At 71.4% G+C, this 19,424-nt stretch carries 16 protein-coding genes and 2 pseudogenes; 9 read left to right on the forward strand and 9 right to left on the reverse strand.

The genetic code is table 11. The annotated features are described in order from the left end of the window. The first annotated feature begins 503 nt into the window (after nucleotides 1–503). The 4 genes and pseudogenes from DOO78_RS27150 (at nucleotide 504) to DOO78_RS28475 (ending at nucleotide 5,519) form a co-directional block, all read left to right on the forward strand. Entirely contained in the window at nucleotides 504–962 is a 459-nt protein-coding gene (locus DOO78_RS27150) for a hypothetical protein (protein WP_128080106.1), read from the forward strand. Continuing rightward, on the forward strand, nucleotides 959–3,226 hold the full coding sequence (locus DOO78_RS20935) for an AAA family ATPase (protein ID WP_111471832.1): 2,268 nt from the start codon (nucleotides 959–961) through the stop codon (nucleotides 3,224–3,226). Before DOO78_RS27150 ends, DOO78_RS20935 begins: the two co-directional genes overlap by 4 nt. Before the next feature lie 259 nt (nucleotides 3,227–3,485). Next, nucleotides 3,486–4,334 (forward strand): annotated as a pseudogene (locus DOO78_RS28470) (recombinase family protein); the annotation flags it as partial. A 30-nt stretch (nucleotides 4,335–4,364) separates the two neighbouring features. After that, complete coding sequence (locus DOO78_RS28475; RefSeq protein WP_279387820.1) at nucleotides 4,365–5,519, forward strand: zinc ribbon domain-containing protein; 1,155 nt, start codon at nucleotides 4,365–4,367, stop codon at nucleotides 5,517–5,519. Here the strand turns inward: DOO78_RS28475 and tnpB are convergent. From tnpB to DOO78_RS20965, 5 genes and pseudogenes are all read right to left on the reverse strand, one after another. After that, on the reverse strand, nucleotides 5,428–5,700 hold the full coding sequence (gene tnpB, locus DOO78_RS28575) for an IS66 family insertion sequence element accessory protein TnpB (RefSeq protein ID WP_111471834.1): 273 nt from the start codon (nucleotides 5,698–5,700) through the stop codon (nucleotides 5,428–5,430). The genes DOO78_RS28475 and tnpB overlap by 92 nt on opposite strands. Continuing rightward, entirely contained in the window at nucleotides 5,700–6,101 is a 402-nt protein-coding gene (tnpA, locus tag DOO78_RS20950) for an IS66-like element accessory protein TnpA (RefSeq protein ID WP_243634707.1), read from the reverse strand. The genes tnpB and tnpA overlap by 1 nt, the downstream gene beginning before the upstream one ends. Nucleotides 6,102–6,315: 214 nt before the next feature. Then, nucleotides 6,316–6,627 carry a DUF2312 domain-containing protein gene (locus tag DOO78_RS20955; protein ID WP_111471895.1) on the reverse strand — a complete coding sequence of 104 codons (312 nt, stop codon included), beginning with the start codon at nucleotides 6,625–6,627 and terminating at the stop codon, nucleotides 6,316–6,318. Between the two features lie 265 nt (nucleotides 6,628–6,892). Then, a pseudogene (locus DOO78_RS20960) lies at nucleotides 6,893–7,084 on the reverse strand (GapR family DNA-binding domain-containing protein); the annotation flags it as partial. 207 nt (nucleotides 7,085–7,291) lie between these two features. Continuing rightward, nucleotides 7,292–7,603, reverse strand: coding sequence for a DUF1244 domain-containing protein (locus DOO78_RS20965; RefSeq protein WP_243634690.1), 312 nt, complete (start codon nucleotides 7,601–7,603; stop codon nucleotides 7,292–7,294). Between the two features lie 182 nt (nucleotides 7,604–7,785). Between DOO78_RS20965 and DOO78_RS20970 the strand changes: the two genes are divergently transcribed. The 4 genes from DOO78_RS20970 (at nucleotide 7,786) to DOO78_RS20985 (ending at nucleotide 13,051) form a co-directional block, all read left to right on the forward strand. Continuing rightward, on the forward strand, nucleotides 7,786–9,093 hold the full coding sequence (locus DOO78_RS20970) for a glycerate kinase type-2 family protein (protein WP_111471837.1): 1,308 nt from the start codon (nucleotides 7,786–7,788) through the stop codon (nucleotides 9,091–9,093). Between the two features lie 87 nt (nucleotides 9,094–9,180). After that, nucleotides 9,181–10,818 carry a pyruvate kinase gene (gene pyk, locus DOO78_RS20975; RefSeq protein WP_111471838.1) on the forward strand — a complete coding sequence of 546 codons (1,638 nt, stop codon included), beginning with the start codon at nucleotides 9,181–9,183 and terminating at the stop codon, nucleotides 10,816–10,818. Nucleotides 10,819–10,999: 181 nt separating this feature from the next. After that, a complete protein-coding gene (locus DOO78_RS20980) occupies nucleotides 11,000–11,386 on the forward strand; it encodes a hypothetical protein (protein WP_128080107.1) in 387 nt (128 codons plus the stop codon). A 177-nt stretch (nucleotides 11,387–11,563) separates the two neighbouring features. Beyond that, nucleotides 11,564–13,051: a coiled-coil domain-containing protein gene (locus DOO78_RS20985; RefSeq protein ID WP_128080108.1), complete on the forward strand. Its 1,488-nt coding sequence runs from the start codon at nucleotides 11,564–11,566 to the stop codon at nucleotides 13,049–13,051. A gap of 92 nt (nucleotides 13,052–13,143) precedes the next feature. Here DOO78_RS20985 and ada read toward each other — a convergent pair whose 3' ends face one another. From ada to DOO78_RS21000, 3 genes are all read right to left on the reverse strand, one after another. Then, nucleotides 13,144–14,241 carry a bifunctional DNA-binding transcriptional regulator/O6-methylguanine-DNA methyltransferase Ada gene (gene ada / locus DOO78_RS20990; protein ID WP_243634693.1) on the reverse strand — a complete coding sequence of 366 codons (1,098 nt, stop codon included), beginning with the start codon at nucleotides 14,239–14,241 and terminating at the stop codon, nucleotides 13,144–13,146. A 659-nt stretch (nucleotides 14,242–14,900) separates the two neighbouring features. Beyond that, complete coding sequence (locus tag DOO78_RS20995) at nucleotides 14,901–15,500, reverse strand: tetratricopeptide repeat protein (protein ID WP_111471841.1); 600 nt, start codon at nucleotides 15,498–15,500, stop codon at nucleotides 14,901–14,903. 107 nt (nucleotides 15,501–15,607) lie between these two features. Then, the gene (locus DOO78_RS21000) at nucleotides 15,608–16,609 is read right to left on the reverse strand and encodes a Bug family tripartite tricarboxylate transporter substrate binding protein (protein WP_165839014.1); all 1,002 of its coding nucleotides are present in this window, start codon (nucleotides 16,607–16,609) and stop codon (nucleotides 15,608–15,610) included. A 136-nt stretch (nucleotides 16,610–16,745) separates the two neighbouring features. On the opposite strand from DOO78_RS21000, the gene DOO78_RS21005 reads away from it, so the two are divergent. Next, nucleotides 16,746–17,849: a YihY/virulence factor BrkB family protein gene (locus DOO78_RS21005; protein WP_207802996.1), complete on the forward strand. Its 1,104-nt coding sequence runs from the start codon at nucleotides 16,746–16,748 to the stop codon at nucleotides 17,847–17,849. A gap of 151 nt (nucleotides 17,850–18,000) precedes the next feature. Here the strand turns inward: DOO78_RS21005 and glcF are convergent, their stop codons facing one another. Beyond that, entirely contained in the window at nucleotides 18,001–19,326 is a 1,326-nt protein-coding gene (gene glcF / locus DOO78_RS21010) for a glycolate oxidase subunit GlcF (RefSeq protein WP_111471844.1), read from the reverse strand. Between the last annotated feature and the right edge of the window lie 98 nt (nucleotides 19,327–19,424).

Raw genomic sequence — 19,424 nt, forward strand, 5'->3', positions numbered from 1 at the left:
GCAGGGGGTGGCCGACTTCAGATCGGAATGGCCGACTTCATCCCGGAATCACCGGCCGACTTCAAATCGGAATCAGTGGCCGACATGCTCCGGAATCCGCACCACAGCAGGACGGTGCCTCAGCTGTTAACCCGTCACAGGTGTCGGCTCTTGAACGTGTTGTCAAAGCACTAACATCGGAGGATGTGCTCCGGAGCCACGGCCTAGTCTACGACGGCAGGCGCTTGCACCGGGCCAAGCCTCCATACACCCCTCTGCTCGAATCGGGTCTCCTGTCAGGCCTGATCGCCCTGCACGAAGGCCTGATGGCAGCTTCTGGGAAACCCGCACTGCCGTCGCCCGGTGCGGCGCCGAGACTGCAGGAATGATGCCTCCGGCTGGAGCGGCCTGCAGTGGCCCGGCGAAAACCCAGGGTTTCGCCGCCACGGCGTGTCGTGAGGCCCAGCACCGACGCGACCTCCCGTCCAACGTGCTCGGAAGGACTCCACCCAGGAGGAGTTCCAATGCCTAAACGCGACGTTGAGGCCGATATTGCCGGCCGGCTGGAAGCCTTCCTCCACGACGGGAGGCGGCTTCCAGCTACAAAGGACGGCAAGGTCAACGTGCTCGCTTTATGTCATACACTTGGCCTCCCCGTCGCCGATGCGCAGCACTTCTACAAGAAGGATTCGCTCAAGGCTGCTGTGAATGCCATCGCGCGAGAACACCGGTTGCTTCCCATCGGTGCTCGCGTCGAGGCCGCTGTAGCTGACAAGATCGTTGAGGATCGGATCGCGGCCACGGCCCGCAGGGCTGCCGAAGACGGTCGAGCGGCAACCGAAGCAACGGTAGCCAACGAAGCGCTCATGGAGAACCTGCGGGAGGCCCGTGCAGAAATTGCCCGGCTCCGGCTGGAGAATACTGCCCTTCAGGAGCGCCTGCGGCTGCTTGCGGAGCAAGGATCGACGTGGGATCTGACGTGATCGAGGTCGCCGTCGAGCGCGTGCTGTCACGGCGCGACTTCGGTGCGCTGTTCTCAGGCCCCGCCGCTGATGGCCACCGCGTGATTGTCTCTACGGGGGAGCCGATCTTTCCGGTTGTAGGTGAAGTCTACGCGGTCGAGGGCGAGGTGCATCGCTGGCGTGATGAGCGAGGGTTTGACCACCGCCGCATTGCAGCCACCCGCTTGTCACGGGTTCGTCCCTCGGGCCGTCTCCTGATGCCTTGGCTCAAGAGCCTGCCTGGTGTGGGCGAGCAGCGCGCCAGACGTCTCCTCGATCGCTGGGGCTTCGACCTCATCGAGGCCCTGAGCGACCCGTCACAGCAGGACGAGATCTCACGTGTGCTGGATCCGTCACGACCGCTCTTGGCGATGAAGCTCGCCGCGCTCGTACAGGCCTCCCACATTGAGAGGCAGGCTGAGGAGGGTGTTGGCATTGCGGAAGCCGAGTTTCTAGCGCAGCTCGAACAGCATGGCATTGAGAACGCCGCTGCTGCCCGACGTCTCTGGCGACTGATCGGCAATATTGATGCATGGGTCCGGCTTTGCGAGCGTCCTTATGCTGTCGCCGCCGTCCTTCCCTGGAAGTTCGCCGATCACCTGGGGCAACGCCTCCTGGCTCCTACCGTAGGAGCTCACACGAGCTTGCACCATCCCGACCGGCTGGTCGGAGCCTGCGACAGCGTCATCCGAGATCTCCTGGCGGAAGGTCACACGGCTGCCACGCCTGAGGAGGTCAAGCGGCGTTTGACAAGGAAGGGTGTCGCGTCGGCACAAGCACTTGCGGCTGGGATAGCACGAGGCAAGCTGCTGCCCCTTGGTAGCCTTCTGCGCGCACCGGGCGCAGCCCGTATTGAAACCGCGCTCCAGCAGCATTTGCAACGGCTGCGGACGGCTAACGGACCCTACGATGTCATGGCCGATCTGCGTGCCCTCGATCTGGTGCACCAAGCCGAAGCTGCCACCAGACTCACGCTCACGGACGAGCAGCGCCTCGCCGTCAGTGTCCTGCTGCGTGAACATGTCGCTCTGCTCCAGGGCGGTGCAGGTGTTGGGAAGACCACGGCCGTAAAGGTTTTGGTCACCGCATGGCGCGGTGCCGGCGGGAGGGTCGAGATGGCGGCCCTGAGCGGTAAGGCGGCACTGCGTCTCTCAATGGCGGTCGGTGAAGGAGCGATGACGATAGCGCGCCTCGTTGCCGGGCTTGACCGTCGCACTGAGCTGGTCGCAGCGGGCAAGTTGGTTGAAACCTCCGAAGGCGACCGCTGGGCCAAGGATCTGACGCACACATCTGCCAGGGGGCCGAGCGAGGATGAAATCGGGTGCGGAGATTTCCCTCCGAAGCTCGACGCGAGTACCATGCTCATCCTTGACGAGGCCAGCATGATCGACCTGGGGTCACTGTATGACCTTGTGCGACGCATGCCGGACGGTTCGCGCCTAGTGCAAATAGGCGACCGATTCCAGCTTCCGCCGATCGGACTTGGGCAATGCTTCCACGATTTGGTTGAGGCTGGGAAAGGTGTGGCTGAGCTGACACGTGTCCTGCGCCAAGCGGATGATAATCCGCTTCTCAATGTTGCTTCGGCAATCCGGGAGGGACGCGAGCCGGAACTGCCGCCCTTCGCCGGACCCGCGACAGGGGCGCACCTAGCGGAATGCGCCCTACCGGCCGTAGAAGAGCGCGTGAGGGCGATACGTGACAGGCTGCTTCAGGAAAGGCCGGGCGATGAGGTTTTGGTCGTGGCCGGCTTGCGCGCGACGGTGGCGGGCATCAATCGAGCAGAGATGGCGCGGCGTCAGAGTCAGGGAGCTGAGGGCATCAGGCTCGGCCCGCTATGTCCTTGGATCTCCGTGGGAGATCCGGTGATCATGTGCCGCAACCATTATAAGTTTGGCCTTATGAACGGTGAAACGGGCATCGTAGCCAGTCTCGAACCTGTCGAGATTGCGTGGGGCTCAGGAGGGCGTAGCACACCGGTCAAGGACGAGTACCGAGCTGACATTCAGCCGGCATGGGCGATCACTGCGCACCGGAGCCAAGGTTCCGAGGCGGCGAGGGTCGTGGTCGCGCTCGACAGTAAGGCCATGTTGACGCGCCAGTGGCTCTACACCGCTATTACGAGGGCCACGGAGCAATCCATCCTCGTCGGTCCTCGCGCTCTCCTCAGAACCGCAGTAAGCAGAGCCTCGCAGCGAGTCACCGGATTCTCGCTGATGACCGGTCGTACGTCGTGGGACAAGTGAGTCGGAACTTCCTCTCCGATCTCGCTATGAGGCGTGACGGGAGCATTGGAGGCGCGCCATGCCCCGAGGTCCCGCAGCTGTTGCAGCTACTGTGCCAGTGCAGGGTGGGCCAGGCGCTCGCGCAACGTATCCGGGTTGTGCTGGCCTGTCGAACCTGGCGCGACCTATCTCGGGGTCGCGGAGGCGCTGTGTGTTGGTCGGGCGGCGTGGGTGATTAGGCGCGGGCGCTTCGCCGAACCTCGGCTAGGTCTATGTCCGCCAATCGACCATGTCGCATGTGTTAGGCAACACGGAGAGCAAGCGCAGGCAGTATGCGCTAGCGGACCAGGCGCGTGCCGCCGGCTTTGCGTCCGTCATCGTAATCGATGAGGATCTCGGCCGCTCGGGATCGGGTGCTGCTGAGCGCCCGGGATTCCAGCGGCTCGTGACGGCGGTCTGCGCAGGGGAGGTCGACGCAGTGTTCTGCATCGAGGCCTCGCGCCTCGCCCGCAACGGGCGGGACTGGCACCACTTGGTTGATCTCTGCGCCCTTGCCGCGACGCTGGTGATCGACCCTGACGGAGTTTACGATCCTCGCCTCGTCAACGATCGGCTCCTGCTGGGGCTGAAAGGCACGATGAGCGCGTACGAACTCAGCCTGCTGCGGCAGCGTGGCATTGAGGCACGCGACGGCAAGGCCCGGCGCGGTGCGCTGCAGTTCACCCTGCCCCCTGGCTACTGCTGGAGCGAGGATGGGCGCATCGAGCTCGCCCCGGACGAGCGGGTCGCCGGCGCAATCCGGATGGTGTTTGCGAAGTACCGAGAGCTCGGCAGCGCGCGGCAGTTGTTCCTCTGGGCCCGCAACGCGGGCATCACGCTCCCCGTGGTGCAGCGCAATGTCGCGGTATGCTGGATCACCTGGCGGGCGCCGGCCTACCACACGGTCGTGCAGATCCTGCACAACCCTATTTACGCCGGTGCCTATGCCTTCGCGCGGCGCGGCAACCGCATCCGCGTGGAGAACGGTCGTGCCCGCAAGACCAGCGGCCACGATCGCCCGATGGCGGAATGGGGCGCCCTGATCCGCGACAACCATGAAGGCTACATCAGCTGGGCAGAGTTCGAGGAGAACCTGCGCATGTTCGGGGAGAACGCCCACATGCAGAAGCGTGCCTCACGCAAGGCCGCTCGCGGCGGGCGGGCGCTGCTGACCGGTCTCGTTCGCTGTGGCCGTTGCGGTCGGATGATGCGGGTATTCTACGGGGTTCAGTCCGGCCACGCGCATCGCTACCAGTGCCGTGGCGATGATGCGCATGTCGGGGCTGGCCTCTGCATCGGGATCGGTGGCGTACGGGTCGACCAGGCGCTCACGGTCCTCATGCTCGAAGCGGTGTCAGGACATGCCGTCGAGGCCGCGTTGCTGGCGGCGGAGAAGGCCTCGGCCACAGACGATGCGCTGGCCAAGGCGCTCGAGCGCGACCTGGAGGCGGCGCGCTACGAAGCCTCGCTCGCCGCCCGCAGGTACGAACTCGTGGATCCAGCCAAGCGGCACGTCGCGCGGGAGTTGGAGGCGCGGTGGAATACGGCGCTGGAGAAGGTGAGCGCGCTCGAACGGCGGATTGCCGCCGCACGTGCCGCGGCAGCATCACGGCCGCAGGTCGACCGTGATGCCCTGCTGCAGCTCGCTGAGGACCTTCCCGCGGCGTGGAACGCGCCAACGGCTGACAACCGCACCCGCCAGCGCCTCACCCACATCCTGGTCCGCGAAGTGGTCATCGACCTCGACGACGCGACGCATGAGGCCGTGCTGATCGTCCACTGGATGGGTGGACGGCACACCGAGGCCCGCATAGCGCGCGTCAGATGCAAGCCGCGTCAGGCCGAGCCGGCCCGCTCCCCGACCGAGGTGGTGCGCCGCCTAGCACAGGAATGGCCTGACCGCGAGATCGCCGTAACGCTAAACAGGATGCGCTGCAGGACCGCCGCCGGCGAGAACTGGACGTCGGTCAGCGTACGCGAGGTCAGGGAGCGCCTCGGGATCCCAGCGTTCGTGGCACAGGATACCGCCCCGCCGACGGTCGGCGTTCAGGAGGCAGCTCGGCGGTTCGGGATCTGCATCCCCTCGGTCCTGAGGCTTATCCGGGAAGGCACCCTGCCGGCCGAGCAGGCGATGCCGTACGCACCATGGAAAATCCTCACCGCGGCGCTGGCATCCGAACCCGTCATCGCCGGCCTACAGCGCGTGAAGGAGCGTCGGCCGAAGAATCTTCAGGGATATCAAAGAGATGTCGCCATGCGACTACCAAGTCTCTGAAGGAAAGGATGCAGAATGTCGCGCGATCGGCACGCCTGCCTCTGGAAAGGAACAGGTGGCCGGAGAACGGGTCGACCTTCAGCACCGTCTGCACCTGCGCCGCCAAGCCGTCAAACCCCTTGCGCATGTCCGTCGCGCCGAGCGCCAGATGGACGCGCATCCCGGCATGCAGCGCCAGCATCAGGCGTCCAGCGCCGCCGCCAGCCGCCCCAGCACCTCCGGCCGGATCGCCTCGGAAGCCCGCAACACCCGGCCGTTCGACAGCACCACCTCCACCATCGCCGCCGACTTGACCGATCGCTCGCCAGACCCGCGCGACGACGGTGGCGGGCGCGGTGCCTCCTTCGGCGGCGCGTCCTCCACGATGCGGACCGGCACCAGCGCCGGGGCCGTCTCGGTGCGCACCACGCCCGGCATCGTCCCCTCGCGCACCTGCCGCCGCCACTCGAACAGCAGGCTCCGGCTCAGGCCATGCCGGTCGGCCACCGCCGCAGCCGACGCGCCAGGCCGCGACACCTCCTCCACCAACGCCAGCTTCTGATCGAGCGTCCAGCGGCGACGACGCGCCACCACGCTGATCACCTCGCCCAACCGACCGTCCGGCACCGCCCTTACCCCTAGGCTTACAGGCGGCAACGGACCCCCGCACCACCCAGCAGCCAGGCAGGTCAGCCGATCAGCGCACCGCGTCGCAAGGCAGCCGAAGGAGGACGCTTACATATGGACTGAGGCCTCCAGAGTGAAGCACAACGATTCAGAACAGAAATTTCCGAGCCACTATACTCGAAAGCTAAACTTACATGCCCAGGGCACGCTTGTAGAGCTCAAGAAGAGTCTCTTGCTCTTCCACTTCGGAGGGCTCTTTCTTACGGAGTCGGATCAGTTGCTTGATAATACCCGGCTCGAAACCTGCCGATTTACTTTCAACGTAGATGTCTTTTATGTCATTGGCCAGAGCCTTCCGCTCTTCCTCCAGCCTTTCAATGCGTTCAATGATCGACCGAAGCCGATCCGCGGCAATACCGCCTACCTCGGGGTCCGGGTTGGCGGCCTGCCTAGCACGGCTAGCAGCAGCGTCGTCGACGGTGTCGAAGGGCACGTCAGACATGGGTCTCTCAATCTCGATGTGGGTGACGTTCAGCAGGGCGAAAGCGAGTGCATGCTTTGGCTCACAGGCCTGCTGCACCCGCCATTCTTGCAGTTGACCAGCGGTGGCGACCTCCAAGTCCCCGGTTCTCCAACGCGACGGATATGGCACACGTCGGCCGCGTACTTTGCCAGACGTCCTCCGACGGAAAGTACGCATTCCTAGGACATGTACTCGCCCTAACCCATTGGGTTTACATACACAGTACGAGCTTCAGGGGCGTTTAGAAGCCGGCACTCTTCGCCTCGGCGAAAATGTCCTTGATGTCGCCGGCGAGCGCCTTGCGCTCTTCCTCCAGCCGCTCGATGCGCTCGATGATGCTACGCAGCCGATCGGCCGCGATGCCGCCGACCTCGGGATCCGGATCGGCCGCCTGGCGGGCCCGGCTCTCGCGGGCTGCCTCTTCCACGTCACTCATGCCATGGCCCCCCAAAGCCAAGGGCCGCGGGTTTACCGGTCGGGGGACGGGTCAGCAAGGCAAACCGACCGCCCCCCTGGGCCGCCTGGCGCGGCGGCAGGCGCCGCCCTGCGCGGCCGGGCGCGACTCGGCGGCGGTGCCGCCGCCGTCATGGCCCGCTGGTCCGCGCGGCCCGCGGGCGACCCACGCACCTCGCGGGCCGGATGCTCAATGCCCGGGATTCGCCGCGGCGAAGCGCGCCTTCTGCTCGGCCGAGGCCTCCGTCTGGTGCTTCGCCTGCCACTCCTTGTAGGGCATGCCGTAGACGATCTCCCGCGCCTCCGGGTCGGCCAGCGGGATGCCGCGCGCCTCCGCCCCCTCGCGGTACCAGCGCGAGAGGCAGTTCCGGCAGAAGCCGGCGAGGTTCATCAGGTCGATGTTCTGCACGTCGGTGCGGGCGCGCAGATGCTCGACCAGCTTGCGGAAGGCGGCGGCCTCGAGCTCGGTGCGGGTCGCCTCGTCCATCGCGGGTACGGCCATGATCGGTCCTCCGGTGTCTCGTCCCATGTCAGCATCCCATCTGGGGTCGCCGGGCCGCACCCGACAAGCCTCCGCCGCGGCCCCATGGCACCGGGCCAGCCATGCCCATAGAAGTCTTGGGCCGGGGGCGCCTGGCGGGCCACGGTCCGCGGGGCGGAGCGGCAGCAGGCAGGGAGGGCGCCATGGCGGAGCGGAACGAGGGCTGGGACGACAACCGGGCGCGGGCCGCGCTGCGCCGGCTCTTCGAGGCCGGGGTGCGCGCCGCCGATCCGCTCGCCGGCCTCGCCGCGCATCTGCCCGAGCCGCCGCGGCAGGGCCGCGTCGTCGTGGTCGGCGTCGGCAAGGCGGCGGCGAAGATGGCGCTCGCGGTCGAGCGGGCCTGGCCGGAGGTGCCGCTCACCGGCCTCGTCATCACCACCCATGGCGCCGACCTGCCCGAGCCGCCGCCCGCCCGCCGCATCCCGGTGCGCTTCGCCAGCCATCCGGTGCCGGACGCGCAGGGCGCCGCCGCGGCGGCGGAGATCCTGGCGGCGGTGCGGGGCCTCGCCGCCGAGGATCTCGTGCTGTTCCTGGTCTCGGGCGGCGGCTCCTCGCTCTCCACCCTGCCCGCCCCCGGCCTCTCGCTCGAGGCGCTGGTCGCGGTGAACCGCGAGCTGCTGCGCTGCGGCGCGCCGATCGACGCCATGAACTGCATCCGCAAGCATCTCTCGGCCTTCTCCGGCGGCCGGGTGGCGGCGGCGGCGCATCCCGCCCGGGTGCTGACCCTCGCCATCTCCGACGTGCCGGGGGACGACCCGGCGGTCATCGCCTCCGGCCCGACCGTCGCCGACCCCACCACCTTCGCCGAGGCCCGGGCGCTGGCCGCGCAGTACCGCATGCGCCTGCCCGAGGCGGCGATGCGGCATCTGGAGGCGGCGCGGGAGGAGACGCCGAAGCCCGGCGATCCGCGCCTCGCCGGGACCGAGCTGCGGATGATCGCCACGCCGCTGATGGCGCTGCGGGCCATGGCCGAGGAGGCGCGGGCGCTCGGCCTCGCGCCGCTCATCCTCGGCGATGCGCTGGAGGGGGAGGCGCGCGCGGTCGGCCAGGTGCTGGGCGGCATCGCCCTCTCGGCCGCGACGCATGGCGAGCCGGTCGGGCGCGGCGCGGTGCTGCTCTCGGGCGGCGAGACCACGGTGACGATCGACGGCCCCGCCGGCGAGGGCGGGCGCGGCACCGAGACCCTGCTCGGCCTGGCCCTGGCGCTCGACGGCGCGCCCGGGGTCTGGGCGCTCTGCTGCGACACCGACGGGATCGACGGCAAGTCCGATGCCGCCGGGGCCATCGCCACGCCGGATACGCTCGCACGGGCGCGGGCGCTGGGGCGCGACCCGCGCGCGGCGCTCGCCGGGCATGACAGCACCGGCCTGTTCCGGGCGCTGGGCGACCTGGTGGTGACCGGGCCGACCCTGACCAATGTGAACGATGTGCGGATCGTGCTGATCGCCTGAACACGGCTGTGCGATAACTTAATATTAAGTCAAAACGTCTGAACTTAAGCCTGGAAGCTGGAGCTTAAGCTGCCTAGACTCGCCTGCATGAGAGACGCCATCCTCGACGACCTGCTGAACCGCCGCGGCACCGGCGCGAAGATCGCCACCGCCCTCGGCATCACCCCCGCCGCCGTGTCGCAATGGCAGCGGGTCCCGGCCGACCGGGTGCTGGAGCTGTCGCGGCTGCTCGACCTGCCGCCCTACCAGCTTCGCCCGGACCTCCATCCGCCGCCCGAAGGGAAGCTCCGCATGGCCCCGCGCATCCCGCTCCGCCGCCGCCGGCGGACCAAGATCGTCGCCACGCTGGGCCCGGCCAGCTCCTCCGCCGAGGTGATCGAGCGGCTCTACCGCGCCGGCGCCGATGTCTTCCGGCTGAACTTCTCCCACGGCACCCATGCCGACCATGCCGAGCGCATCGCCATCATCCGCGCCATCGAGGCCAAGGTCGGCCGCCCCATCGGCATCCTCGCCGATGTCCAGGGCCCGAAGCTGCGCGTCGGCCGCTTCCAGGGCGGGCGGGTGCAGCTGCAGACCGGCCAGCCCTTCCGCCTCGACCTGAACCCGACGCCCGGCAATGTCAGCCGCGTCGAGCTGCCGCATCCGGAGATCATCAAGGCGGCGCAGATCGGCACCACCCTGCTGCTCGACGACGGCAAGCTGCGCCTGCGCGTCACCCATGTGCGCGGCGACCACCTGGAGACCGAGGTGGTGGTGGGCGGCCCGCTCTCCGACCGCAAGGGCGTCAACGTCCCCGATGTCGCCCTGCCCATCCCGGCGCTGACCGCGAAGGACCGCGAGGACCTCGCCTTCATCCTCTCGCACGGCATCGAGTATATCGGCCTCTCCTTCGTGCAGCGGCCGGAGGACGTGGCCGAGGCCAGGCGCATCGCCGATGGCCGGGCGCTGATCATGGTGAAGATGGAGAAGCCGCAGGCGGTCGAGAATCTCGACGCCATCATGGCGCTGACCGATTGCGTCATGGTGGCGCGGGGCGATCTCGGCGTCGAATGCCCACCCGAGGAGGTGCCGCTGATCCAGAAGCGCATCGTCCGCGCCGCCAAGGCCGCCGGCAAGCCGGTGGTGGTGGCGACCCAGATGCTCGAGAGCATGATCGCCGCCCCCGCCCCGACCCGCGCCGAGGCCTCCGACGTGGCCACCGCGGTCTTCGACGGCGCCGATGCGGTGATGCTCTCGGCCGAGACCGCCGCCGGCCAGTACCCCTTCGAGGCGGTCAACATGATGGACCGCATCCTCGCCCGGGTGGAGCAGGATGCCGACTGGCGGCGGATGACGGATGCCGCGCGGCCCGAGCCCGAGCCGACCAGCGCCGGCGCCATCGCCGCCGCCGCCCGGCAGGTGGCGCACACCATCAAGGCGCAGGTGATCGCCACCTTCACCAGCACCGGCAGCACCACCTTCCGCGTGGCCCGGGAGCGGCCGGACTGCCCGATCCTCGGCCTCACCGCCAGCCTGGAGATCGCCCGCCGCCTCGCCGTGGTCTGGGGCGTGCATCCGGTGGTGACGCAGGAGCCGCATGCGATGAGCGACATGGTCGCCAAGGCGACCCGGGCGGCCCTGCAGGAGGGCTTCGCCGCCGCCGGCGAGGAGGTGGTGGTCACCGCCGGCGTGCCCTTCGGCACCGCCGGCACCACCAACGCGCTGCGGGTGGCGACCATCCGCTAGCGCCCTGCCCCAGCCGGCCCCCGGGACCGAAAGGCCGGAGCCATGCGCCCGGCGGGGCGGCGAAGGCCCCGGCATGATTTCGGCATTACAGAAGGGAAAGAAGTCCCTGCCCGCACGTTGTCGGGTTGCGCTGCCGCTGGCGCATCGCCAGTCCGGCCGGCACCAAACAGGGAATGGAACGATGACCAAGATTCCTCTGGCAGGACCCGCCGCGCTCGCCATGGGCCTGCTGGCGCTCACGGCCTGCCAGGACCGCCCGCCGCGGCCCGCCGCGATGGCGCCGCAGCCGGGGGCCAGCGCCGCCGCGCCGATCGTGCCCGGCACCGGCCGCATCATGGGCGGCATCAGCAACGCCGAGGTGCAACGCTTGCCGCAGGGCAGCGGCGCGCAGGCGCCGATCGTGCCCGGCACCGGCCGCATCATGGGCGGCATCAGCAATGCCGAGGTGCAGCGCGTGCCGGAAGGCACCGGCGTGCAGGCGCCGATCAAGCCCGGCACCGGCCGCATCATGGGCGGCATCAGCAATGCCGAGGTGCAGCGCTCCGGCGGCGGCGCCCCGCCTCCCTGACCCGTGGCGGCGCCGGGTGTGGGGCGCCGGGCGGCAAACAGGATCGTGATGGCCCCGGCCCCGCGCCGGCCCGCCTGGGTGATTGACCCATGGACCGCCAGCGGGCGCCATGCCGCCTCTGGGGGACAGGGGGAGAGCATCATGCAGTGGTCGTCGCGCCGGCCGGGACCGGCCCTGGTGGCCCTGGGGGCCGCCCTGCCCATGCTGGCCGGCTGCGGCCTGACGCTGGAGCGCTCGGCCCGGGTCGAGGGCCTGCAGCACGACCTCACCGCCTCGCAATCCGAGGGCGGCGCGCTGCGCCAGCGCCTGGCCGAGCTCGAGACGACGCTGGCGCAGGAGCGGCAGGCCGCCGGCGACCTCGCCGCCTTGCAGGCCAGGCTGCGTCAGGCCCAAGCCTCGCTCGTCGCGGCGCAGCGCGGCCGCAGCAGCGCCGAGGCGGATCTCCGGCGGCAACGCACCCAGCTCGATGCCGAGGAGCAGCGCCTCGCCGGGGTGCAGGCCGAGACCGGCCAGCTCGAGCAGACCCATACCGCGCGCAGCGGCGCGCTGGCCGAGACCGAGCGCCGCCTCGGGCTGCTGCAGGACCAGGCCGGCAGCGAGGATCGCCGCCTCGCCGGGCTGCGCGACCAGTCCGGCAGCACCGAGCGGCGCCTGGCCGAGCTGCGCGACCAGGTGGCGGCGCAGGATGCCCGCCTCGGCGCGCTCACCGAGCGGACCGGCGCCGAGGATCGTCGCCTGGCGGCCCTCCGCAGCGAGGCGGCCGCGACCGAGCAGCGGCTCGCCGGGCTGCGCGCGCAATCGGTGACCGAGGACCGCAACCTCGCCGGGCAGCGCGAGCGGGTCGCGCAGGAGGAGCAGCGGCTGCAGGCGCTGCGCAGCAGCGTCACCGAGGCCGAGCGCTCGCTCGCCGAGCGCCGCCAGGCGGGCGGCGAGGCCGAGACCCGCCTCGCCGCGCTGCGCGATCAGGTGGCCGGCACCGAGCGGGCGCTGGCCGAGGCGAATGCCCGGCTGGGCCGCAGCACCCAGGCGGCCGAGGAGGCCGATCGGCGGGTGAAGGGGCTGGAAGGCCGCACTGCTGAGCTCAGCCGCGGCACCGCCGAGACCGAGGCCCGCCTCGCCACGCTGCGCCAGGGGGTCACGGCGGCCGAGGCGACGCTCGCCGAGCGCCGCGGCGCCGTCACCCAGGCGGAAGCGGAGCTCGCCCGGCTCGGCACGGCGCGCGACCAGGCCGCCGCGGCGCTGCGCGGGCTCGAGCAGCGCAGCGCCGAGCTGCGGACCGAGATCGGCACGGCGGAGCGGCGGCTGGCGGAGCTGCGGACCGGCACGGCCGCCGAGGAGCGGCGGCTGCAGAGCGCCCGCGCCGAGGCCGCCGATGCCGAGAAGGCCCTGGCCGAGCGGCGCAACGCCCTCGCCGCCCTCGACCGCAACGCCCGTACCGAGGAGGAGCAGGCGCAGCTCCGCCGCGAGGTGGAGTCGCTGCGGACCGAGGTGGCCTCGCTGGAGCGGCGGCGCGATGGGCTGCAGGGCGAGATCGCCGCCGCGCAGCAGCGGCTGGAGGCGCAGCGGCGCGATCTGGCCGACATCATCGCCCGGGCCCGGCGGGAGGGTGGCCCGGCCATCCCCGCCTCGGCGCCCGAGGGCAGCGGCCCCGGCGAGAGCCGGTGACGCGGGAGCAGGTCCCATCCGGGCGGGCGACGTTCCCCTGACCTGACCATCGCTCGAGGCGCAGGACGGTGAAACCGTCCTGCGCTCGGGTATCAGCCCTTCGCCGCCCGTTCCTTCGCCAGCAGGGCGCGCTTGCGCGGCACGCCCCAGCGATAGCCGGTGAGGTCGCCATCCTTGCCGACCACCCGGTGGCAGGGCACGGCGAGGGAGACATGGTTCTGGGCACAGGCCCGGGCGACGGCGCGCACCGCCCGCGGCGCGCCGATGGCCACCGCCATCTCGCCATAGCTGCGGGTCTCGCCGAAGGGGATGGCCTGCAGCGCCTCCCAGACCCGCCGCTGGAAGGCGGTGCCGCGCAGGTCGAGCGGCAGGGCGAGCGCCGCCTTCGGCTCCTCGAGGAAGGCGACCACCTGCCGGATCGTCCCGGCCAGCGCCGCCGGCGCCGGCTCGATCCGCGCCTGCGGGAAGCGATGCCGCAGATCCCCCTCCAGCGCCGCGACATCCTCGGCGAAGCCGATGAAGCAGACGCCGCTCGCCGTCGCGCCCACCATCAGCGGGCCGAGCGGGCTCTCGGCCGTCGCGGTGCGGATGGTCTCGCCCGCGCCGCCCCGCCGCGCCGCGCCGGGGGTCATGCCGAGCACCCGGCCCGGCGCCTCGTAGACCCGGCTCTCGCTGCCATAGCCGGCGCCGGCCACCGCCTCGGCCACCCGGTCGCCGGCCTGGAGCGCCGCCTGCAGCCGGCGGGCCCGCACGGACTCCGCGAAGGATCGCGGGGTCACGCCGGTGATCTCCTTGAACAGCCGCAGGAAATGGTGCCGGGCATAGCCCGCGCGGTCGGCCAGCGCGGCGAGGCTCGGGATGGTCTCGCTCCGCTCGATCAGGTCGCAGGCGGCCTGGATCGCCGCGGCATGCAGCCCGGCGCGCTCTCCCTTCGGGTCGCAGCGCTTGCAGGCGCGGAAGCCGGCCGCCTCGGCGGCGGCGGCATCGGCGTAGAAGCGGGCATTGCGCCGCAGCGGCGGCCGGGCGGGACAGCCGGGCCGGCAAAAGACGCCCTGCGTCGTCACCGCATAGAGGAAGGGACCGCAGGCGGGCTGCGGGTCCCGCGCCAGCACCGCCTCCCAGCGCGCCGCATCCAGCGCGTCCAGGAGGACCGGGTGGTGGAGGTCGGGGATGGGGGCCATGTGCGTCATGCCGCCACTCTGCCGCCGCCCCCGCGGCGCCGCCATCCGCGCATTGCGCCGGCGTGGCGGCGATGCGGGCGGGGCCCGGATGCGCTGCCGCGCTAGGGCGCTTCCCCTGAACACCGGTTCAGGAGAAGCACCCCAGGCTTTTGTTTTCAGAGCATCGTCACCCGATCAGGTGAGTCCACCTGATCGGGATCTGCTCTAGGGCCCGCCTTGGGGCCCCGCCCCGACGTCCGGGCCGGCGCTCGGCCGGCCCGTCGGCGTCACTTGGCGGCCTGCACCGCGGCGGCGGCGGCCACCAGGCCGAACACCCAGGGAAGAACGGTCAGAAGGTCGGTCACGGACATCGTCCTGTCGCGGCGGCGCCCCATGGCGCCGCCTTCTCGTCGGGGAAGGTGGTCCCGTGCCGGGTCCGCCGCCAATCATCGCTGCGGATCACCGCCATGCGGCCGACGAATGACGTGCATCGGAGCTGCGAGCCAGCCGAATGGCCGGTGCCGGCCGCCTCCGCGCCTATGGGCGCACCACGGTCCGGCCCGCGGTCCGCAGGGCCGAGCGCCCGAACGGGCGCCGCGCCCAGTGGCGCGAAGGCCGGGGGCGCGAAGCCCAGGCGCGCGAAGCCCAGGGGCGCGAAGCCCAGGCAAACCGGAAGGCTGCCCCCGGCATCAGGTGGCGTCGCCCTCGGCCTTGCGGCGCTGCTCCTTCAGCCGTTCCTCGCCGCCGGCCATGCGGGGGTTGATGGCCAGCGCCGCTTCCAGCGACCGCAGCGCGCCCACCGGGTTCCCGCCGCCATCCTGCAGGGTCGAGAGGCTGAGCAGCGCCGGCCAGTGCCGCGGCTCGCAGCGCAGCGCCTCCTGCAGGTCGCGCGCCGCGGCGGCGTTGTCGCCGGCCTGCGCATAGGCCTGGGCGCGCAGGTACCAGGCCTCGGCGAAATCCGGCTGCAGGGTGATCGCGGCGTCGAAATCCTCGAGCGCCTCCTCGGGCAGCCGGGCCTCCAGGTTGCGGGCGCCGCGGCGCAGCAGCAGCGTCACCGAGGCGCTGGCCGATTGCGCCCAGAGGGTGCGGATCCGCGCCTCGACCAGGGCGGCGCCGGCCGCGTCGGGCGCGCTGCGCAGCGCCTCGAAGGCGCGGTCCAGCTCGGCCTTGCGGGCCTCCGCCGCCCGCGCCGCCGGCCGCTGCGGCGGGCCGGGCGCCTGGGCGAGGCCCGGCGCGGGCAGCAGGCCGAGCCCGGGGAGGAGGAGCAGCAGGGCGAGAGGCCGGCGCATGCCTGGGAAGGTCGGCGGTCGTCCTCCCGCTGACAAGGGCCGAAGCCCGGCGCCGCCCGCATCCGGCCCGGCCTGCCGGCCGCGCGCCGCGGGCGACCGAACCCGGCTCAGCGGCGGCCGAGCTCGAGGCCGGACTGCGCGACGATGCCGCGGAACTTGGCGAGCTCGGTGACCAGGAAGGCGCGCGCCTCGGCCGGCGAGCCGGGCGGCGCCGGGTCGACCCCGGCCTGGGCGAGGCGCTGCGCCGTGGCCTCCTCCGCCAGCACCTTGCGCACCCCGGCCGCCAGGATCGCGACGATCCCGGGCGGCAGCCCGGCCGGCGCCACCAGCATGTTCCAGGTCGTCACCTCGAAGCCCGGCAGGCCGGATTCGGCGAGCGTCGGGATGGCGGGGAAGAGCGGATGCCGTTGCAGGGCGCTGACGGCCAGGCCGCGCGAGAGCCCGTCGCGGATATGCGGCGCGGTCGAGGCCAGCACCTCCAGCGAGTAGTCGACCTCGCCCTTGGCCAGCGCCTCCATCACCGCCGAGCCGCCGCGATAGGGCACGTGCTCGGCCTTCAGGCCGCCGGCCTGGAGCTTCAGGTATTCCCCGGTCAGATGGCCGATGCCCCCTGCCCCGCTGGTCGCCCAGGTGTAGCGCCCGGGGGCGGCGCGGATGGCGGCCAGCAATTCCGGCACGCCGCCGAAGGGCGAGGCGGCCGGCACCACCAACACGATGGGCCCGCCGCCGATGAGCGCGATCTGGGTGAAGTCCCCGATCGGGTCGTAGGGCGTCTGCTGCGGCAGGGCCGCCGGGTTGGTGGCGAGCGCCGAGGCCGAGGCGAGCATCAGCGTCGCGCCGTCGGCGGGCCGGTGCCGCACCCACTCCGCGCCGACCGAGCCGCCGGCGCCCGAGCGGTTCTCGACCACGATCCGCGCCGGCCCGGCCTCGCCGCCGAGCACCGCGCCCAGCCGCTCGGCCAGGATCCGCGCCGCGATATCGGTGGAGCCGCCGGCGAGGAAGGGCACGACCAGGGTGACCACCCGGTCCGGCCAGGCCTCCGCCCGGGCGGTGCGCAGGGCCGGCGCGGCAAGGGCGGCGGCCAGCAGGAGGCGGCGCGGCAGGGGCATGGCAGGGCTTCCCGGACTGGCTCCGCCCCAGATGCCGCGAAATCCGCTCGCCGGCAAATCGTACCGCGGTGCCGGGCACCATTGCGGCTGGCGCGCGTTCGCTTGGCCGTTGCCCCTTGCGTTGCGGAGACGCCCCATGCCGGCCGAGCGCGCCCCGAGCCCCCTTCTCGCCACCCTCGTCGCCGCCGGTGGGCTGGTGCTGCTGCTGGCCGGCCGTGGCGGCCGGCTGGAGGACCCGGCCGGGCCGCAGGGCCTCGCCGCGCCGCCGGAGTCCCCGCCCCGGCCGGGCCGGGAGCCGGATGCCGCGCGCCGCGGCCGGCACGCCACGACGCCAAGCCAGATCCCGGCGCCGGGCTGGTGGGCCATCCTGAAGCGCACGGCCTCGGAGATCATGGAGGACCGGGTGATGACCGAGGCGGCCGGCATCACCTTCTACGTGCTGCTGGCGCTCTTTCCCGCCATCGCGGCGCTGATCTCGATCTATGGCCTCTTCGCCGAGCCGGCGACGATCAACGACCACCTCGCCTCGCTCGCCGGCGTCGTCCCGGGCGGCGGCATGGACATCATCACCGAGCAGGTGAAGCGCATCACCGAGAAGGGCCGCGGCACGCTCGGCCTCAGCGCGCTGATCGGCCTCGCCACCTCGCTCTGGTCGGCCAACCAGGCGATGAAGGCCTTCGTCGATTCGCTGAACATCGTCTATGGCGAGACGGAGAAGCGCGGCTACTTCGCGCGCCTCGCCCTTACCCTCGGCTTTACCCTGGGCGGCATCCTGCTCATCATCCTCGCCATGGTGGCGGTGGTGGCGATCCCGGTGGCGCTGCATTTCATCGGCCTCGACCAACAGCTCGAGATGCTGCTGCGGCTGGCGCGCTGGCCGATCATGCTGCTGGTGATCGGCCTCTTCCTCGCCTTCCTCTACCGTTACGGGCCGAGCCGGCGGCGCGCGCGCTGGCGCTGGGTGAGCTGGGGGAGCGCCTTCGCCGCGCTCTGCTGGCTCGGCGTCTCGCTCGGCTTCTCCTGGTACGTGACCAATTTCGGCAATTACAACGAGACCTATGGCTCGCTCGGCGCGGTGATCGGCTTCATGACCTGGATCTGGATCTCCTCGACGGTGGTGCTGGCCGGGGCGGAGCTGGATGCCGAGATGGAGCACCAGACGGCGCGCGACACCACCTCCGGGCCGGAACGCCCGCTCGGCGCCCGCGGCGCCCGCATGGCGGATACGGTGGCGGGGTAGAACGCCCCGCAAACCCGCTTCGCGGCCTTACGGGGGCCACAGGCCCCCCCTTCCGACCAGGACCCGTCACGGCCTGTCGCGGCGACGCCGCGTCAGGAGAGCGGACAGCGACCGGTTTGATGGTCGCCTCTTCGGTGGGGCGGGCGGCCGCTCAGGCCGCCGCCTTCCGCTGCCGCGCCGCGCCGACCGCCGGCGGCTCCGGCCCGCCGGCCATCCAGTCCAGCAGCTCGACGGTGTGCACCACCGGCAGGGCATCGCCGCCGAGCTGGGTGAGGCAGCCGATATTGCCGGCGGCGATCAGGTCGGCGCCGGTGCGGTTGATGTTGTGCAGCTTGCGCTCCCGCAGCCGCGTGGCGATCTCGGGCTGCAGCAGGTTGTAGGTGCCGGCGCTGCCGCAGCAGAGATGCGGCTCCGCCGGGTCCCGCACCGCGAAGCCGGCGCGGGCGAGGAGCTGCTTCGGCAGGGTGGTGATCTTCTGCCCGTGCTGCAGGCTGCAGGCGGAGTGGTAGGCGATGGTCAGGCCGGGCCTCTCCCGGCTCGGCGCATAGGCGAATTTCTGCAGCGCCTCGGAGACGTCCATGGCCAGGGCCGAGACCGCCGCCGCCTGTTCCGCCTCGGGCTCCTCGCGGAACATGAAGCCGTAATCCTTCACCGTGGTGCCGCAGCCCGAGGTGTTGACGACGATGCCGTCCAGCCCCTCGCCCGCGATCTCCCGGGTCCAGGCGCGGATATTGGCGCGGGCGAGGCGCATCGCCGGGTCGTGGTCGCCCATGTGGTGGTTCAGCGCGCCACAGCAGCCCTGCTCGCGGGTGATCACCACCTCGATCCCCATGCGGGTCAGCAGGCGGATCGTCGCCTCGTTGATCGAGGGGGCGAGGACCTGCTGGGCGCAGCCGGTCAGCAGCGCCACCCGGCCGCGGCGCGCGCCCTCGGCGCGATGCACCTGCGGCGCCTGCATCGGGCTCGGCGGCGGCAGGGCGGCGGGGGCGAGGCTCAGCATCGCCCGCAGCCGCTTGCCGAGCATGGCGCCGTCCGGGATCAAGCCCGCGAAGGGGCGGCCGAGCCGGGCGCCGGCCACCGCCGCGCGGAACCGCGCCGGATAGGGCAGGATGGCGGCGAGCAGGCGGCGCAGCGCCTTCTCGTGCCAGGGCCGGTCATAGGTCTCCTCGATGTATTTCCGGGCATGGTCGACCAGGTGCATGTAGTGCACGCCCGAGGGGCAGGTCGTCATGCAGGAGAGGCAGGAGAGGCAGCGATCGACATGCCGGACGACCTCCTGCGTCGCCGGGCGGCCGCTCTCCAGCATGTCCTTGATGAGGTAGATGCGCCCGCGCGGGCTGTCGAGCTCGTCGCCGAGCAGCACGAAGGTCGGGCAGGTCGCCGTGCAGAAGCCGCAATGGACGCAGGTGCGGAGGATCTGGTTGCTCGCCTGCGTGTCCGGATCCCGAAGCTGCTCGGGCGCGAAATTGGTCTGCATGCCGGCATGGTAGGCGCTCGCCCGGCGCCGCGATACTGACCGATCGGCAAGGCGCGGCATGGCGGACCGGCCGGCCCCGGGAGCGGAGCCCCCGCCGC

This window comes from Roseicella frigidaeris (assembly GCF_003258945.1).
GTDB lineage: Bacteria > Pseudomonadota > Alphaproteobacteria > Acetobacterales > Acetobacteraceae > Paracraurococcus > Paracraurococcus frigidaeris.

What these genes read in the sequence shown, in the direction of transcription:
- DOO78_RS20970 (WP_111471837.1), top strand. Translation starts at nt 7,786, where the DNA reads ATGGCGGAGCGGAACGAGGGCTGGGACGACAACCGGGCGCGGGCCGCG.
- DOO78_RS20955 (WP_111471895.1), bottom strand. Translation starts at nt 6,627, where the DNA reads ATGTCTGACGTGCCCTTCGACACCGTCGACGACGCTGCTGCTAGCCGT.
- ada (WP_243634693.1), bottom strand. Translation starts at nt 14,241, where the DNA reads ATGACGCACATGGCCCCCATCCCCGACCTCCACCACCCGGTCCTCCTG.
- DOO78_RS21005 (WP_207802996.1), top strand. Translation starts at nt 16,746, where the DNA reads ATGCCGGCCGAGCGCGCCCCGAGCCCCCTTCTCGCCACCCTCGTCGCC.
- tnpB (WP_111471834.1), bottom strand. Translation starts at nt 5,700, where the DNA reads ATGCTGGCGCTGCATGCCGGGATGCGCGTCCATCTGGCGCTCGGCGCG.
- DOO78_RS21000 (WP_165839014.1), bottom strand. Translation starts at nt 16,609, where the DNA reads ATGCCCCTGCCGCGCCGCCTCCTGCTGGCCGCCGCCCTTGCCGCGCCG.
- DOO78_RS20995 (WP_111471841.1), bottom strand. Translation starts at nt 15,500, where the DNA reads ATGCGCCGGCCTCTCGCCCTGCTGCTCCTCCTCCCCGGGCTCGGCCTG.
- glcF (WP_111471844.1), bottom strand. Translation starts at nt 19,326, where the DNA reads ATGCAGACCAATTTCGCGCCCGAGCAGCTTCGGGATCCGGACACGCAG.
- pyk (WP_111471838.1), top strand. Translation starts at nt 9,181, where the DNA reads ATGAGAGACGCCATCCTCGACGACCTGCTGAACCGCCGCGGCACCGGC.
- DOO78_RS27150 (WP_128080106.1), top strand. Translation starts at nt 504, where the DNA reads ATGCCTAAACGCGACGTTGAGGCCGATATTGCCGGCCGGCTGGAAGCC.
- DOO78_RS28475 (WP_279387820.1), top strand. Translation starts at nt 4,365, where the DNA reads ATGCAGAAGCGTGCCTCACGCAAGGCCGCTCGCGGCGGGCGGGCGCTG.
- DOO78_RS20980 (WP_128080107.1), top strand. Translation starts at nt 11,000, where the DNA reads ATGACCAAGATTCCTCTGGCAGGACCCGCCGCGCTCGCCATGGGCCTG.
- DOO78_RS20965 (WP_243634690.1), bottom strand. Translation starts at nt 7,603, where the DNA reads ATGGCCGTACCCGCGATGGACGAGGCGACCCGCACCGAGCTCGAGGCC.